General features: G+C 74.6%; 12 protein-coding genes. 5 read left to right on the forward strand and 7 right to left on the reverse strand.

Annotated elements, in window-relative coordinates:
• The 3 genes from secA2 to ACOJTC_RS16820 form a co-directional block, all read right to left on the reverse strand.
• A partial coding sequence (secA2, locus tag ACOJTC_RS16810) for an accessory Sec system translocase SecA2 (RefSeq protein ID WP_420117592.1) occupies nt 1-1,652 on the reverse strand: 1,652 nt, incomplete at its 3' end.
• A 261-nt stretch (nt 1,653-1,913) separates the two neighbouring features.
• Entirely contained in the window at nt 1,914-3,002 is a 1,089-nt protein-coding gene (locus ACOJTC_RS16815) for a zinc-dependent alcohol dehydrogenase (protein WP_420117593.1), read from the reverse strand.
• Nucleotides 2,995-4,029: a Gfo/Idh/MocA family protein gene (locus ACOJTC_RS16820; protein WP_420117594.1), complete on the reverse strand. Its 1,035-nt coding sequence runs from the start codon at nt 4,027-4,029 to the stop codon at nt 2,995-2,997. Before ACOJTC_RS16820 ends, ACOJTC_RS16815 begins: the two co-directional genes overlap by 8 nt.
• Before the next feature lie 252 nt (nt 4,030-4,281).
• Here ACOJTC_RS16820 and ACOJTC_RS16825 point away from each other — a divergent pair, with 252 nt between their 5' ends.
• The 4 genes from ACOJTC_RS16825 (at nt 4,282) to ctaD (ending at nt 9,461) form a co-directional block, all read left to right on the forward strand.
• Nucleotides 4,282-5,262, forward strand: coding sequence for a glucosyl-3-phosphoglycerate synthase (locus tag ACOJTC_RS16825; RefSeq protein WP_307826132.1), 981 nt, complete (start codon nt 4,282-4,284; stop codon nt 5,260-5,262).
• An 88-nt stretch (nt 5,263-5,350) separates the two neighbouring features.
• Nucleotides 5,351-6,508, forward strand: a complete 1,158-nt coding sequence (locus tag ACOJTC_RS16830) for a glycosyltransferase (protein WP_204924536.1) — start codon at nt 5,351-5,353, stop codon at nt 6,506-6,508.
• 129 nt (nt 6,509-6,637) lie between these two features.
• Entirely contained in the window at nt 6,638-7,366 is a 729-nt protein-coding gene (locus tag ACOJTC_RS16835; RefSeq protein ID WP_204924537.1) for an ATP-binding protein, read from the forward strand.
• An 88-nt stretch (nt 7,367-7,454) separates the two neighbouring features.
• Nucleotides 7,455-9,461 carry a cytochrome c oxidase subunit I gene (ctaD, locus tag ACOJTC_RS16840; protein WP_420117595.1) on the forward strand — a complete coding sequence of 669 codons (2,007 nt, stop codon included), beginning with the start codon at nt 7,455-7,457 and terminating at the stop codon, nt 9,459-9,461.
• 79 nt (nt 9,462-9,540) lie between these two features.
• Here ctaD and ACOJTC_RS16845 read toward each other — a convergent pair whose 3' ends face one another.
• Both ACOJTC_RS16845 and ACOJTC_RS16850 read right to left on the reverse strand, forming a co-directional pair.
• Nucleotides 9,541-10,680 carry a SigB/SigF/SigG family RNA polymerase sigma factor gene (locus ACOJTC_RS16845; protein WP_420117596.1) on the reverse strand — a complete coding sequence of 380 codons (1,140 nt, stop codon included), beginning with the start codon at nt 10,678-10,680 and terminating at the stop codon, nt 9,541-9,543.
• 320 nt (nt 10,681-11,000) lie between these two features.
• Nucleotides 11,001-12,383 carry a hypothetical protein gene (locus ACOJTC_RS16850; RefSeq protein WP_420117597.1) on the reverse strand — a complete coding sequence of 461 codons (1,383 nt, stop codon included), beginning with the start codon at nt 12,381-12,383 and terminating at the stop codon, nt 11,001-11,003.
• A gap of 194 nt (nt 12,384-12,577) precedes the next feature.
• Here ACOJTC_RS16850 and ACOJTC_RS16855 point away from each other — a divergent pair, with 194 nt between their 5' ends.
• Nucleotides 12,578-12,799: a CDGSH iron-sulfur domain-containing protein gene (locus tag ACOJTC_RS16855; RefSeq protein ID WP_363654360.1), complete on the forward strand. Its 222-nt coding sequence runs from the start codon at nt 12,578-12,580 to the stop codon at nt 12,797-12,799.
• On the opposite strand, the gene ACOJTC_RS16860 is transcribed toward ACOJTC_RS16855, so the two are convergent.
• Both ACOJTC_RS16860 and ACOJTC_RS16865 read right to left on the reverse strand, forming a co-directional pair.
• Nucleotides 12,719-13,825, reverse strand: a complete 1,107-nt coding sequence (locus tag ACOJTC_RS16860; RefSeq protein WP_420117598.1) for an iron-containing redox enzyme family protein — start codon at nt 13,823-13,825, stop codon at nt 12,719-12,721. The genes ACOJTC_RS16855 and ACOJTC_RS16860 overlap by 81 nt on opposite strands.
• Before the next feature lie 51 nt (nt 13,826-13,876).
• Nucleotides 13,877-14,367 (reverse strand): thiamine pyrophosphate-dependent enzyme (locus ACOJTC_RS16865; RefSeq protein WP_420117599.1); only part of this gene is annotated, 491 nt, incomplete at its 5' end.

Below are 14,367 nucleotides of genomic sequence, written 5' to 3' on the forward strand. Positions count from 1 at the left end.
ACCAGGTCGTCCTCCAGGCTGACGAAGAAGACCGAACCGCCCGGGTCGCCCTGCCGGCCGGCCCGACCACGCAGCTGGTCGTCGACCCGGCGGCTGTCGTGCCGGCCGCTGCCGATCACGTAGAGGCCGCCGAGTTCGGCCACCCGCTCCTGGTCGACCTGCTCGCTGCCGCCGAGCCGGATGTCCACGCCCCGGCCGGCCATCTGGGTGGAGACGGTCACCGCGCCGTACGCGCCGGCCTCGGCGATGATCGCCGCCTCCTCGTCGTCGTTCTTGGCGTTGAGCACCACGCACGGCACCCCGGCGGCCTGCAGGCCGGCGGCGAGCCCCTCGGACTCCTTCACGTCGAGGGTGCCGACCAGCACCGGGCGGCCCGCCTCGTGGCAGCGCCGGATCTCGTCGATCAGCGCCTCCTCCTTCTCGGCCCGGGTCGCGTAGATCCGGTCCGGCTCGTCCTCGCGGACGCAGGGGGTGTTCGGCGGGATCACCGCCACCTCGAGGCCGAAGAACTCGCGGAGCTGGTCGCCGACCAGCACCGCGGTCGCCGTCATGCCGCACAGCTTGGGGTAGAGCGCGATGTACGCCTGCACGGCGATGGTGCCCAGCACCTCGCCCTCGGCGGTGGCGTCCAACCCCTCCTTCGCCTCCACGGCGGCCTGCAGGCCGTCGGGCCAGCGACGGCGCTGGGCGACCCGGCCGCGCATCTCGTCGATCAGCTCCACCGAGCCGTCACGGACGATGTAGTCGACGTCGCGGTGCAGCAGGGCGTGCGCGTGCAGCGCCACGTTCACCGCGGAGAGCTGGCCGACGTGCTCGGTGTCGTACAGGTCGATGCCGCCCAGCTTGGCCTCGACGGCGGCCAGCCCCTCGGTGGTGAAGGCGACGCTGCGGCCGTCCTCGGCGACCGTGTAGTGCCGGCCCTTGCGCAGGCCGCGCACGAGCGCGGCGGAGGCGTGCACCGGGTCCTGCTCGCCGGTGGTCGAGCCGGCCAGCACCATCGGCACCCGGGCCTCGTCGATCAGGATCGAGTCGGCCTCGTCGACGATGGCGGTGGCAAGCGGCGGCTGGACCCGGTCGGCGATGTCGGTGACGAGCTGGTCGCGCAGGAAGTCGAAGCCGGCCTCGCTGACCGAGACGTAGGTGACGTCGCAGCCGTACGCGGCCCGCCGCTCGGCCGGGGTGGAGGCCTCGTTGACCCAGCCCACGGTCAGCCCGAGCAGCCGGTAGACCGGCGTCATCCACTCGGCGTCCCGGCGGGCCAGGTAGTCGTTGACGGTGAGCACGTGCACCGGCCCGTTGCCCAGCCGGACGTGCCCGTAGGCGGCGATGGTGGCGGTGAGCGTCTTGCCCTCACCGGTGGCCATCTCGGCGACCTTGCCGGACAGCAGCGCCATCGCGCCGAGCAGCTGCACGTCGTACGGCCGCTGGTCGAGGCCCCGGCGGGCGGCCTCGCGGCCGACGGCGCAGATGTCCACGTACTCCGTGGCGGCCCCGGCGGCCTCGGTCAGCGCGTCGTCGTCGAGCGCCGACAGCTCTTCCTCACGCGCGGCGACCCGCGGCAGCAGCTTCTCCAGCGGAGCCAGGTCGACCGTCGTCCCCGGGCGCTGGAGGAACCGGCGGAACCTGCTCTTCAACCGTTGCGACACACCCATGAGCGGCAACGGTACGCGAATTCGGCCGCAAACGGCTGCCCGGTCTGTCCGACACGGCCCCGGTGTTCGGTCACCGGCACGTCCGGGCAGGTCGAGGGGGGTGTCGCCGAGCGTCGTCGGGAAGCCGTCGGGCGGCCGGTCGACCGGGGCGCGGGCTGACCGACGTCGATGATCAAGGGGGACCGCTCCCCCGGGGCCGGTGGCCGGTCTCCTCCGCACGGCGCCGGCCCGCCGGACGGGGTGCGGCCGCTCCCGCCGGGCTCAGGGGGTGAGGACGACCTGGAGTTCGTGGCGGCGACGTCCGGCCAGGTCGGTGAGGAGCGCGGGGGCGTCCGCGAACGGGACCACGGCCGAGATCAGGTGCGCGCGGACCAGGTCGCCGTGCCGGCGCAGCAGGTCGATCGTCTCGGCGGAGAGCCGTTCCCGGTCCCAGGTCGGGGCGAGACCTCGCGGCACCCGGCCGATCTGGGCGCAGCGCAGCGTCAGCCCGTTGTGGTGGAACTCCTCGCCGAGCCGGACGGCGTCCGCGCCGCCCGGGTAGAAGGCCAGGTCGACCACCGTGCCCTGGGGGCGCAGCAGGCGCAGCGCCAGGTGCAGCGCGTGGTCCTGGCCCCGGCACTGGAACACCACGTCGGCCCCCCGGTCCCCGGCGCCGTGGTTCCACCGCGTCTTGAGCACCACCGCCGCGTCGTCGGCGCTCGGGTCCAGGGTCTCCAGCCCGAGGGCCTCGGCGACCTGCCGGCGCTGCGGCGTGGGGTCGACCACCACCACCGAGGCGGCCTCGTGACGGCGGGCGAACAGGGCGGTGAGCAGGGCGACCACGCCGCCGCCGACGACCGCCACCCGTCGGCCGCGCACCCCGTCGCCGAGGGTGCGCACGCCGGCGCCGTACAGGTCGGCGGCGGCGTGCAGCAGCCCGTTGGCGCAGATCGGGCCCATGTGCGCCACGTAGACGCCGAGCATCGGGTCGACGTCGTCGGGCAGCGGCACGAACCGTTCGGCGAGCGGGTCGGCGACGTACCCGCTGCGGTGGCCGTACGTCATCGCGCCGACGGTGCCGACGGCGATCGCCGGGGTGCGGCTCTGCACCACCTCGGCGACCTGCATGTAGCCGAGCCGGGTGACCGGGTACGGGGTGCCGGCGGTGCCCGGCCGGAACAGGCCGAGGCCGGGGTCGAAGGTGACGGTGAGGTGGGGGTTGGTGCCCTTGACGAAGCTCAGCTCCGTCCCGGCGGAGACCCCGCTGTAGCGGGTCCGCACCCGGATCATGCCCTCGCGCAGCTCACCGGCGTCCTGCTCGGCCAACGCGACGCGCCCCGGGCCGTCGACCACGACCACCGTGTCACGCATCGACGCCCACCCCCGTGGGCGCGCCGGGCCGGCCGTCGGTGGTCGGCGTGAGCGCGGCCGGGCCGGTGGGCAGGCTGACGCCGCGACCGGTCCGGGCGCTCTGCGCGAGCGCGACCGCCAGGCGTTGGGTGCGCAGCGCCTCCGCGTACGGCACCCGGATGTCGTCGCCGACCCCGGTCACCGCGTCGACGAAGGCCCGGTCGACGGCGACCCGGGCGGCGTCGGGATCGGCCGGGAGGTGGCGTTCCCCGTCGGTGTCCCGGACGGTCAGGCCGTCCTCGGTCAGCGAGAGGGCCAGCCCGTCGGCGAGGATCTCCAGTCCGGCCCGGTGCTTCCAGCCGAGCACGCAGGCGGCGGCGAGGGTGCCCACCGCGCCGGAGGCGAAGCGCAGCGTGGCGGCGGTCACCGAGTCGATGTCGGCGTCGTCGACCGGGGGTGGGTTGCCGTCGCCGTAGGCGGTCACCTCGACGGCCTCGCCGACCAGCACCCGGGTCAGGTCCAGGACGTGGGCGGCCTGCTCGACCACCGGGCCGCCGGAGCGGTCCCGCACCGCCCACCAGGCCACCGGGGGCACCTTGTCCAGCCAGGCCCCGTTGACCATCCGCACCGGACGGTCGGCGAGCAGTTCACGGGCCTGCGACACCACGTGCAGGTAGCGCCAGTGGTGCCCGACGGCGGTGAGCAGTCGCCGCTGCTCGACCAGGGCGGCGATCCGTTCGGCGGTGTCCAGGTCGACCGCGACCGGCTTCTCCACGAACATCGGCACCCCGGCGGCGATGACGGTCTCCTCCACCGGCCCGTGGGCGAACGGCGGCACGCAGACGTAGACCGCGTCGGGGCCGGCGGCCAGCAGGTCGTCGACGTCGGCGAAGGCCCGGGTCGAGTGCGTGTCGGCCAGCCGGGCGGCGGCGGACCGGGTCACGTCGGTGACCCCGACCAGTTCGACGTCGGCGAAACTCCCCAGCACGCGGGCGTGACGTTGCGCCACCCCACCGGCCCCGACCAGCCCCACCCGACACGTACGCATACCCTCGGCCCTCTCGACGCGGTCAACCACCACCGCGCACAGCACTGCCCCGGCGCGGCGGGGCGAAACCCCGGCGGTCACCGCAACACAGCGTTCATCTGCCGGGAACCGGCCGGTGGAGCCGCCGTGATCAAGCTGTTAGGGAATATCCAGTTAACGAATGTGCAGAGACGGGAAAACCAAGTCTGCGTTTTCCGCCATGGATCTGGGGGTTTGCCAGTGCGGGACACAGAACCGATCGTCTCCCCTGTCGTGGAGGCATGGGCCACCTACCGGACGACGTCGGCGCAGGACTGGCCCACGCGACGGCTGATCAGAGCCAAGGGGGAGAACCGGGTCAGCGTGGTGCTGCCCGCCCGGAACGAGGAAGCCACCGTCGGGGCGATCGTCTCGACGATCCGGGAACACCTGATGGACCGCGTCCCCCTGGTCGACGAGTTGATCGTGGTCGACTCGCGGTCGACCGACCGCACCGCGCAGGTGGCCCGGGCCGCCGGCGCGGAGGTGGTCGGCCAGGACGAGATGACCCGGGGGCTGCCCCGGCTGACCGGCAAGGGCGACGCGCTCTGGGCCGGCCTGGCCGCCGCCGAGGGCGACGTCGTCGCGTTCGTCGACGCCGACCTGCGGGAGTTCCGGCCGCACTTCGTGACCGGGCTGATCGGCCCGCTGCTGGTCGACCCGTCGGTGGAGTTCGTGAAGGGCTTCTACCACCGGCCGCTGGTCGGCGCGACCAGCGTGGAGACCGACGGCGGCGGGCGGGTGACGGAGCTGATGGCCCGGCCGCTGCTGAACCTGTTCTGGCCGGAGCTGGCCGGTTTCGTGCAGCCCCTCGCGGGCGAGTACGCCGGCCGGCGGGAGGTGCTGGAACGGGTGCCGTTCGTCACCGGTTACGGGGTCGAGACGGCCATGCTGATCGACCTGCTGGAACTGGTCGGCCTGGACGCGCTGGCCCAGGTCGACCTGGGCGAACGCAAGCACCGGCACCAGGACACCGCAGCCCTGGGCCGGATGTCCGCGCAGATCATGCACACCGCCTGGGCGCGGTTGCAGCGGCGGGGCTGGGCCGCCCCGGGCACCAGCCCGGGTGCGCTGCTCACCCAGTTCCGTCGGGGCGGCTCGGAGGCGCTGCCGAATCTCGACCGGGAGGTCGTCGTCAACGACGTCTCGGTGCAGGAACGCCCGCCCCTGGCCGAGCTGCGGCCCCGGCTGCCGCGCCGGCGGGTCGCCGCGTGACGAGGCGTCGCGCCGGCGGCAGCGCCACCCGACGCGCGGGGTCGAGACCCGCCCGGGACCCCGTCCGTCCCGAGAGGAAGTCCCGACCATGAGCCTCACCGTGCTGATGAACGCCGGCCCGTGGCTGTCCGTGCCGCCACCCGGCTACGGCGGCATCGAGAACGTCGTCGCCACCCTGGTGCCGGAGCTGCGCCGGCTCGGGGTGCGGGTGGTGCTCGCCTCGGTGGGGTCGAGCACCCTGCCGGTGGACGAGAAGTTCTCGGTCTTCGACGACGGGCAGTTCGCGGCGCTGCAACGGCCGTACAACCAGGTGTGCGGGGTGTCCCAGGCACACCTGGCCGGGGTGGTCCGGCAACTGCACGGCCGCGACGACGTCGATCTGGTGCACGACCACGTGGAGGCGGTCGGGCTGGCCACCCTGGCGGCGATGGGGCCGGACGCCCCGCCGGTGCTGCACACCCTGCACTGGGACCTCGCCAAGCACCCCGAGCTGTACGGCACCCTCGACGGTGGGGCGCGGGTACGGGTCAACGGCGTCTCCGCCGCCCAGTTGGCCCGCGCGCCCCGGGCGCTGCGCGAGCACGCGGTCGGGCACGTGCATCTGGCGACCCCGCTGGCGGTGCACGCCGACCGGGCGCCCCGGCCGGTGAAGGGCGACCACACGGTCATCCTGGGCCGGATCAACCCGGGCAAGGGGCAGGACGTCGGTGCCCGGCTGGCCCGGCGCACCGGGGTGCCACTGGTGCTCGCCGGCCCGGTCGGGCCGTACCACCGCCCGGCGGACCTGGCGGCGGCGGGCGACGGGGCCCGGCAGAACCCGGACGTACGGTTCTTCTACGACGAGGTCGCCCCGCACGTCGACGGGGACCTGGTCCGCTGGGTCGGCACGGTGGCCGGTCGGGAACGCGACGACCTGCTGGCCGGAGCGCGGGCGGCGCTGTTCCCGCTGCGGTGGGAGGAGCCCGGCGGGACGGCCGTGGTGGAGTCGCTGGCGCTGGGCACGCCGGTGGTGGCGACCGCCCGGGGCTGCCTGCCCGAGTTGGTCGACCACGGGCGGACCGGACTGCTCACCGACGACGAGGACGAGCTGGGTGAGCTGCTGCTGGCGGCGCGACGGCTCGACCCGGACGAGTGCCGCCGGGAGGCCGCCGCCCGGTTCACCCCGGCGGTGATGGCGCAGCGCTACGTCGCCCTCTACGAGACGGTCCGCGCCGCCGCCCGGGTGCCCGAGCTGCGGGCCGCCTGAGCCGGCCGGGCCCGGGGACGGCCCGGCACCGGGACCGTGGGCGACACCGCCCACGGTCCCGGTTTCGTCCCACCGGGCCCCGGGTACCTGGCGGTTCTCCCCAGCACCACGAACGGAATCGAGGGGCCGATGGTCAGCCGGATCACCTGCGAGGTCAGCGACGCGTCACCGGTGACCGTCGTACGCCTCGCCGGCGCGCTCGACCTGGGCACCATGCGCACCGTGCACACCGTGTTGGACCGCTGCCTGACCACGTTGCCGGACGCGCTGGTGGTCGACCTGGGCGGGGTGACCGTCGCCGACCGGCTGGCGCTGTCGGTGTTCGCCGCCACCGCCCGGCAGGCCGCCGACTGGCCGGCCGTGCCGATGGTGCTCTGCTCTCCCCCGCCGGACGCCGCGGCCTGGTTGGCCACCTCCACCACCTGCCGGGTGGTGCCGGTGCGGCAGGACTGCGCGGAGGCCACCCGGTGGGCCGGGGCGAGCGCCGCGCCCCGGTTGCGGGCCCGGTTGGAGCCGGCGGCGGGGGCCTGCCGGCGGGCCCGTGAGCTGGTCGGCGACGCGTGTTCCCGGTGGAACGTGCCGCACCTGGTGGAGCCGGCGTCGCTGGTGCTCAGCGAGCTGGTCGGCAACGTGGTCCGGCACGCCCACACCCCGATGCGGATCACGTTGACCCTGCACCAGCCGTACCTGCGGGTGGCCGTGGCCGACGGCAGCCGGACGGCGGCCCGCGCGGCCAGTCCGGACCTGTCCGCCGAGGGCGGCCGGGGGCTGCTGCTGATCCGGGAGATGGCGCAGCGCTGGGGCAGCTCCCCGCTGGCCGACGGCAAGGTGGTGTGGGCACTCCTGCCGGCGAATTGACCGAAATTCCCCCTGTCGCCTGGTTACATGGGCGGAGGGCGGGTAGTCGCGCCCGTCCTTTCTGTCGTCACGACGGGGTGAGAGAGCCATGCCCAGACGGGTAACCACGGAGCCCGCACGAGACCGGGGGCCGGCCATCCTCGCCCCGGCCCGGTTCGGCGGCTTTCCCGGGCCGGTCCGCCCGGCGCTGCCCGGCAACAAGCTGCTCCGGCTGCTCGGCACCACCGACGCCAAGCAGATCGGCCTGCTCTACCTGGCCACGTCGTTCGTGTTCTTCCTGATCGGCGGGGTGCTGGCCCTGCTCATCCGGGCCGAGCTGGCCCGGCCCGGAATGCAGTTCCTCTCCCCCGAGCAGTACAACCAGGCGTTCACCATGCACGGCACGATCATGCTGCTGCTCTTCGCCACCCCGTTGGTGTTCGCCTTCGGCAACTACATCGTCCCGTTGCAGATCGGCGCCCCGGACGTGGCGTTCCCCCGGCTCAACGCGTTCGCGTACTGGCTGTACCTGTTCGGCGGGACCATGGTCGTCGGCGGCTACCTCACCCCCGGCGGCGCGGCCGACTTCGGCTGGACGGCGTACAACCCGCTCAGTGACACGACCCACTCCCCCGGCGTCGGGGCGAACCTGTGGGTGGTCGGGCTGGTCGTCTCCGGACTGGGCACCATCCTCGGCGCGGTCAACCTGATCACCACCACGCTGACCCTGCGCGCCCCCGGCATGACCATGTTCCGGATGCCGATCTTCACGTGGAACATGCTGCTCACCGCCGTCCTGGTGATCCTGGTCTTCCCGCTGCTGGCCGCCGCGCTGCTGGCGCTGGGGGCGGACCGGCTGCTCGACGCGCACGTCTACGACGCGGGCACCGGCGGGCCGATGCTGTGGCAGCACCTGTTCTGGTTCTTCGGCCACCCCGAGGTCTACATCGTGGCGCTGCCGTTCTTCGGCATCATCACCGAGATCATCCCGGTGTTCAGCCGCAAGCCGATCTTCGGTTACACCGGGCTGGTGCTGGCCACGGTCGCGATCACCGTGCTGTCGATGACCGTGTGGGCGCACCACATGTTCGCCACCGGCCAGGTGCTGCTGCCGTTCTTCAGTTTCCTCAGTTACCTGATCGCGGTGCCCACCGGGGTGAAGTTCTTCAACTGGATCGGCACCATGTGGAAGGGGCAGCTCACCTTCGAGACGCCGATGCTGTTCGCCATCGGGTTCCTGGTGACCTTCCTGCTCGGCGGCCTCACCGGGGTGCTGCTGGCCAGCCCGCCGGTGGACTTCCACGTCACCGACTCGTACTTCGTGGTGGCGCACTTCCACTACGTGCTGTTCGGCACCATCGTCTTCGCCGCCTTCGGCGGGGTGTACTTCTGGTTTCCCAAGATGACCGGCCGACTGCTCGACGAACGGCTCGGCAAGCTGCACTTCTGGACCATGTTCGTCGGCTTCCACGCCACCTTCCTGGTGCAGCACTGGCTGGGCGACGAGGGGATGCCCCGCCGGTACGCCGACTACCTGCCCGGCGACGGCTTCACCACGCTCAACATGATCTCCACGGTCGGCTCGTTCGTGCTCGGCGCGTCCACCCTGTTCTTCCTCTACAACGTGTGGAAATCCTGGCGGTACGGCGCGCTGGTGACCGTCGACGACCCGTGGGGGTTCGGCAACTCCCTGGAGTGGGCCACCACCTGCCCGCCGCCGTTGCGCAACTTCGACCGGATGCCCCGGATCCGCTCCGAACGCCCCGCCTTCGACGCCAAGTACGGCCCGCTCGTCGCCGACCTCGGCCGGGACCTGCCGCAACGCACCACCCGGCCGCCGCAGGAGTTGCACGACGAGCTGCGCCACGAACGGCACGTCCCCGAGTCGCCGGCGGCCGAGGGCGCGCACGGGGCCCGGGAGGCGGTGGAGTACCAGCCCGCCCCGCAGTCGGGTGCCCGCCCGGTGGTGGTGCCCGAACCGGAGCAGGTCCGCCGCCCCGGCTTCGCGCACTCCGACGCCCCGCAGGACGACGGCCCGGGTGGCGCGAACCCCGACACCCCCGAACGGTGGCGGCACCCGCACGGCACGGACGACGACGACCCCGAACAACGCTGACCCGGGACGGCTCTCGGGCCGGCACCCCCGTGCGGGGGTGCCGGCCCGACGTTCGTCCTCCCGCCGACCGGAGCCGGGGTCAGGCGTCCACGGTGGCGGGCAGGCCGGCGGCGGCCAGCGAACGGCGTACCGCCGGCTGGACCCGGGTCAGCCGCAGCGGCACCCCGGTGCGCAGGGCGGCGTCCCGGCCGGCCACCAGCGCGGCGATGCCACCGGCGTCCACGCCGCCCGCGCCATCCAGGTCCACCACCAGTTCGCGGGGCTGCCCGGCGACCGCCTCCAGCATCATCCGGCGCAACTGGTCCGCGCCGTCGCGGTCGATCTCGCCCCCGACCTCGACGACCGTCCGCTCCGCGGTGCGTTTGACCGCGATCCGGTTCCGGCCGGTGTCCGCCTCGGCGGCGCCGTTGCACCACGGCGGCGGGGTGTCGGCGAGCATCGCCTGACGCAGCCAGGTCAACGCCCGCGACAGCAGCCGGGACACGTGCATCTGGGAGATGCCGAACCGGGCGGCGATCTCCGCCTGGGTCTGGTTGCCGTAGAAGCGCATCGCCAGGATGCGCCGCTCCCGCCAGGGCAGCCGGTGCAGCAGCCCGCTGACCGTCACCCGGTCGTCCACCGACTCCAACGCGTTGTCCGACTCGCCGACCAGGTCACCGAACTCGGCGGAGCTCTCCCCGCCGACCGGCGCGTTGAGCGAGGCGGGGCTGTAGCCGGCCGCCGACTCCAGGGCGGCGAGGATCTCCTCCTCGGGCGTCTCCAGTCGGGCCGCCAGCTCGGCCACGCTCGGCGCGCGGGACAGCTCGCTGGTCAACGCCGAGGTGGCCTGTCCGACCTCCAGGATCAGGTCCCGCAGCCGGCGGGGCACGTGCACCCCCCAGGTGCGGTCCCGGAAGTGCCGCTTGATCTCCCCGACGATTGTGATCGCCGCGTACGCGGTGAACGAACCCCGCTCGGGGTCGTAGCGGTCGACGGCGTTGACCAGGCCGAGCCGGGCCACCTGCTCCAGGTCCTCCAACGGTTCACCCCGCCCCCGGTAGCGGCGGGCCAGCCGGCCGGCGAACGGCAGGGCGAACCGGACCAGGTCCTCACGGGCCTCCCCCCGGCGCTCCGGTGGCAGGCCGGCGATCCGCGCGGCGTACGCCAGTGCGGCGGCGTCCAGGTCCTCCAGGCCTCGCTCGGTCGGAGGTGGTGTGGTCGTGGTGGTCTGTCCGAACATCCGCGCCTCCCTCAGGAAGGTCCCCCGCCCGGATCGGGCCGGTCGGGCGCGTGGTGGCACCACGCACCGGGTCGGAAGTGGGGTTTCACGTGCCGCGCCGGGATCACCGGACGCGGGCGGGCGACGACCGGTCGCCACGCGGCGGACCGTCGCGGCGGGCGGTCCTCCCGCTCCCCAGGTACTCAATCACGCGTCCCCGGGTTCGCGAGGATGTTTCGGCGTGCCGGGTCCGGCCGGGCGGCGCGGACACCCCCGGCGTCCCCTTTCCGGGCGACCGGCCGGCCGTCTTCGGCCCGGCCGCGTCGTGGGACCGGGGCCGGTCAGGACACGGTGAGCCCCAGTGGCGCGCCTGCCTCGCGGAGCCCGGCCAGCGCGTCACCGACGCTCAGCGGCGGCGGCGTCGGCAGGTCGTACGGCTGGCCGCGCAGCACCTCGGTGGCCCGCCGGGTGGCCACCGACGCCACCGGGTAGCCCCGGGCGGCGGTCCGGTCCAGGGCCCGCCGGCGACGGCCGAACGCCGCCACCGCCAGCCACTGCGGCAGCCCCGCCACGGCCGGCGACCGCAACCCCGGCGACTCGGGCAGCACGTCCACCGAACTGAACGGCTCGCTGCCGGCGAGCCACCACTCCACCTCCTCGACGCTGCCCCGGGTCGCGTTCTCGCACCAGTACGGCACCAGCCCCGCCCGCACCACCTGCCACGGATCGAACACCCGACCGCACTCCACCACCAACCGGTCGCCCGTCTTGCCGGCCCGGCGCAGCCACCGGCGGTACAGGTCGGCGGTGGCCGCGCTGAGCGCCCCCGGGTACGGCACCCGCACCTGACGCAGCTCGTGGCCCCGACCGCCGGCCCAGTGCCCCAGCGCGCGGACGAACCCCGGCTCCACCCCGTGTTCGGCGGACTCCCCGGCGGCGGTGACCGGCGGTGGTTCCCACCCGTCCCCGGTCGCCCCGGCGGCCCGCAACACCTGACGCAGGGCGGGCGAGTCCGGGTGGAAGTCCACCGGCCGCAGGCCGCTGGCCGGGCAGCCGAGCTGGAAGCTGTGCCCCTGCCCGGAGTCGGACACCGGCCAGCGGCGCGCGTCGTCGACCAGCAGCAGCGCCGCCCGGTCGGCCAGCCGGTCGGCCAGGAACCGGGCGTACCCCACCGGCAGCGCCCGAAAGCGGCCCACCAGGGTGATCGCCGTACCGGCCAGCGCGCCCCGGCTCGCCGGGCAGTGCACCTGACGGACGTGCAGCCCGGGGTTGCCGGCGAGGATCCGGGCGGCGAACGCGGCTCCCTGGTCGAGCGCGGCGGCGGGACGATCCACCGCGCCGTGCGTCCAGTGCGCGGTCATCTCGAAGCCGGTGGGTAGCCAGGGCACCCCGAGCGCCACGGCCAGGTGCACGGCGGCGGCGTGCGGCGCGCCCAGCACCACCGCCGGATACCGCTCCCGGGGGTACTGGTCGACGATCCAACCGGCCACCCGTTCCCCGTCCACCTCGGCGGCCTGGGCGGCGGTGAGCGCCACCCGGCCGGCGTTGCGCGCCCCGGTGAACGGTGACGACGACGGCGCATGCCCCAGGTCGGCGCAGTCCACCCCGCGCAGCGCGCGGGCGGCCGCGGCGACCAGCACCCGCGCGGTGCTGCCGGCCGTGACGACCCGGTCGCCGGCCAGTCCCGCACCCTGGGCCGTCGGCCCGGCCGGTACGGTCCGCACCGGCTCCACCCCGCCTCGTTCGCTCACCACGCGGCCCGGCGTCCCGCCCCTTCGGGGTCTAAACGGGGCATCGCGTCCCGACGGGGGCGATCCCGCCCCGCCCGCCGGTACGCCCTACCGGTGCCCGCCGGTCGGTGACCGCCCAGCCGGGCCGGTGCGGGTTTCGCGGGGACCGGGCGGGGCACATCCGGACGATGAGCGCCGAGCCCGAACAGACCGCCGACGCGGCGGCCACCATCACCGCCTATCCGGACGGCCCGCTGCTGGTCCGGGGCGACTTCGCGCTGGTGACCCCCGACGGGCGGGCCATCGAGACCCGCCGGGGCGCGGTGGCGCTATGCCGCTGCGGGCGTTCGGGGCGCAAACCGTTCTGCGACGGCACCCACCGGGCCGTCGGTTTCCGCTCGCAGGCGTAGCGAGGACGTGCCGGCGGCCCAACTGTCCAGCAGGTGGGCGGCGAAGAGCCGGTCGGTGGCCAGCGCGGCGGCGGCCCCGAACAGGACGTCGCCGGCGAGGGCCGGTTCGGTGCGGACCAGGCCGCCGCACAGGTCGTGCGCGGCGATCTGCTCGTGCACCGCGTCGGCCTCCACGTGCTCGTCGTAGAAGCGGGTGGCCGCCGCGTCGAGACCGAGGCGGCGCAGCCCGTTGCCGTAGCGGCGGTTGGGCAGCGAGGAGGTCATCTCGTAGGCGGCCAGGTGGCCCAGCAGCGCGCCGCGCAGCCGCCGGTGCAGGCCGAACAGCGAGATCAGGTTGTTGACGGTCAGCGTGACCGCCGGCACCCGGTCCAGGTGGGCGGCGTAGTCGGTGTCCAGGCCGAGCCGGCCCATGGTCACCCGGAACAGTTCGGCGTGCATCCGGTCGCACCGGCCGTTGCCGTACTCGTCCATCTGGATCTCGACCAGGGCGGCCTTGGCCGGTCCGCCGAGGCGGGGCAGGGCCCAGCTGTGCGGGTCGGCCTCGCGCAGGTGGTAGATCGAGCGGTGGGTGACGAACTCGCGGAACTGGGCCAGGGTGGCCTGCCGGTGCAGGGTCCGGGCCAGCGACGGTCCGTCGGCGGCGGCGACCAGGGCGGCCAGCGCGGCGGGCACGCCGGCCGGCAGCACCGTCGGCTGCGGGCCGACCAGGCGGCGCACCGCCGCCTCGAACGGCCGCTCGGCCGCGGCGCGCAGCGCCAGCAGGGACGGCTGCCACTCCCAGTCCTCGTCGACCCCGGCCCAGCCCCGGTAGTGCAGTTCATAGCAGAGGAAGAGGGTGAGCTGCCGGTCCTCGTCGGTCAGCGGGTCCGGGTGGCCGTCGCCGACGTCGCCGGCCAGCGCCCCGGCGAGCCCGGCCGGCAGGTCGTGCGGCGGCCGGTGCAACGCCGCCACCAGCGCGCCGGAGACCGGGCCGCGCGGCGTCGGCAGCGACGCCGGACCGTAACGGCGGTCGGTGGGTACGGACATCGTGCCTCCCCCGGTGGCTGGTGGGGTCAGGGATGCCCGGGGGCCGGGAGGCTAAACGAGATCCTCCGCCTCGACGATCTGCCGCTCGGCCGCCATCATCCGGTCCCGGATGCGCCGGGTGGCGTGCCCGTCGGCGAAGAGACTCCGCAGGTCGGCCAGGGCCGGCTCCGGCGCCGTCGGGGCCACCGCCGGGTCCACCACCGCCTCCAGCACGCACGGCCGGTCGGCGGCGAGCGCCTCGTCCCAGGCGGCACCGACCAGCTCCGGCCGGTCCACCCGGACGCCGTGCAGGCCGAGCAGCCGGGCCCAGCCGGCGTACGGCACGTCGGCGCGCCGACCGGGCACGCCCGGCATCCAGCGGCCGTCGCCGAGCCCGGAGTGGTCCCGGTTGTTGAGCACCAGCACCACCAGCCGGGGATCGGCCCAGTCCTGCCAGCGGTGAGCCACGGTGATCAGCTCGGCGAGGCCGTTGAGCTGCATCGCGGCGTCGCCGAGCAGGGCGAGCACCGGGACGTCCGGGCGGGCGAGCTTCGCGGCGAGCG

The sequence above is a fragment of the Micromonospora sp. genome (assembly GCF_048594385.1).
GTDB classification, from domain to species: Bacteria; Actinomycetota; Actinomycetes; order Mycobacteriales; family Micromonosporaceae; genus Micromonospora; species Micromonospora wenchangensis.

Bases quoted from the DNA above. Each gene is read 5' to 3' on its own strand.
- ACOJTC_RS16815 (WP_420117593.1), bottom strand. From the start codon at position 3,002: ATGCGTGACACGGTGGTCGTGGTCGACGGCCCGGGGCGCGTCGCGTTG.
- ACOJTC_RS16820 (WP_420117594.1), bottom strand. From the start codon at position 4,029: ATGCGTACGTGTCGGGTGGGGCTGGTCGGGGCCGGTGGGGTGGCGCAA.
- ACOJTC_RS16830 (WP_204924536.1), top strand. From the start codon at position 5,351: ATGAGCCTCACCGTGCTGATGAACGCCGGCCCGTGGCTGTCCGTGCCG.
- ACOJTC_RS16835 (WP_204924537.1), top strand. From the start codon at position 6,638: ATGGTCAGCCGGATCACCTGCGAGGTCAGCGACGCGTCACCGGTGACC.
- ctaD (WP_420117595.1), top strand. From the start codon at position 7,455: ATGCCCAGACGGGTAACCACGGAGCCCGCACGAGACCGGGGGCCGGCC.
- ACOJTC_RS16845 (WP_420117596.1), bottom strand. From the start codon at position 10,680: ATGTTCGGACAGACCACCACGACCACACCACCTCCGACCGAGCGAGGC.
- ACOJTC_RS16855 (WP_363654360.1), top strand. From the start codon at position 12,578: ATGAGCGCCGAGCCCGAACAGACCGCCGACGCGGCGGCCACCATCACC.
- ACOJTC_RS16860 (WP_420117598.1), bottom strand. From the start codon at position 13,825: ATGTCCGTACCCACCGACCGCCGTTACGGTCCGGCGTCGCTGCCGACG.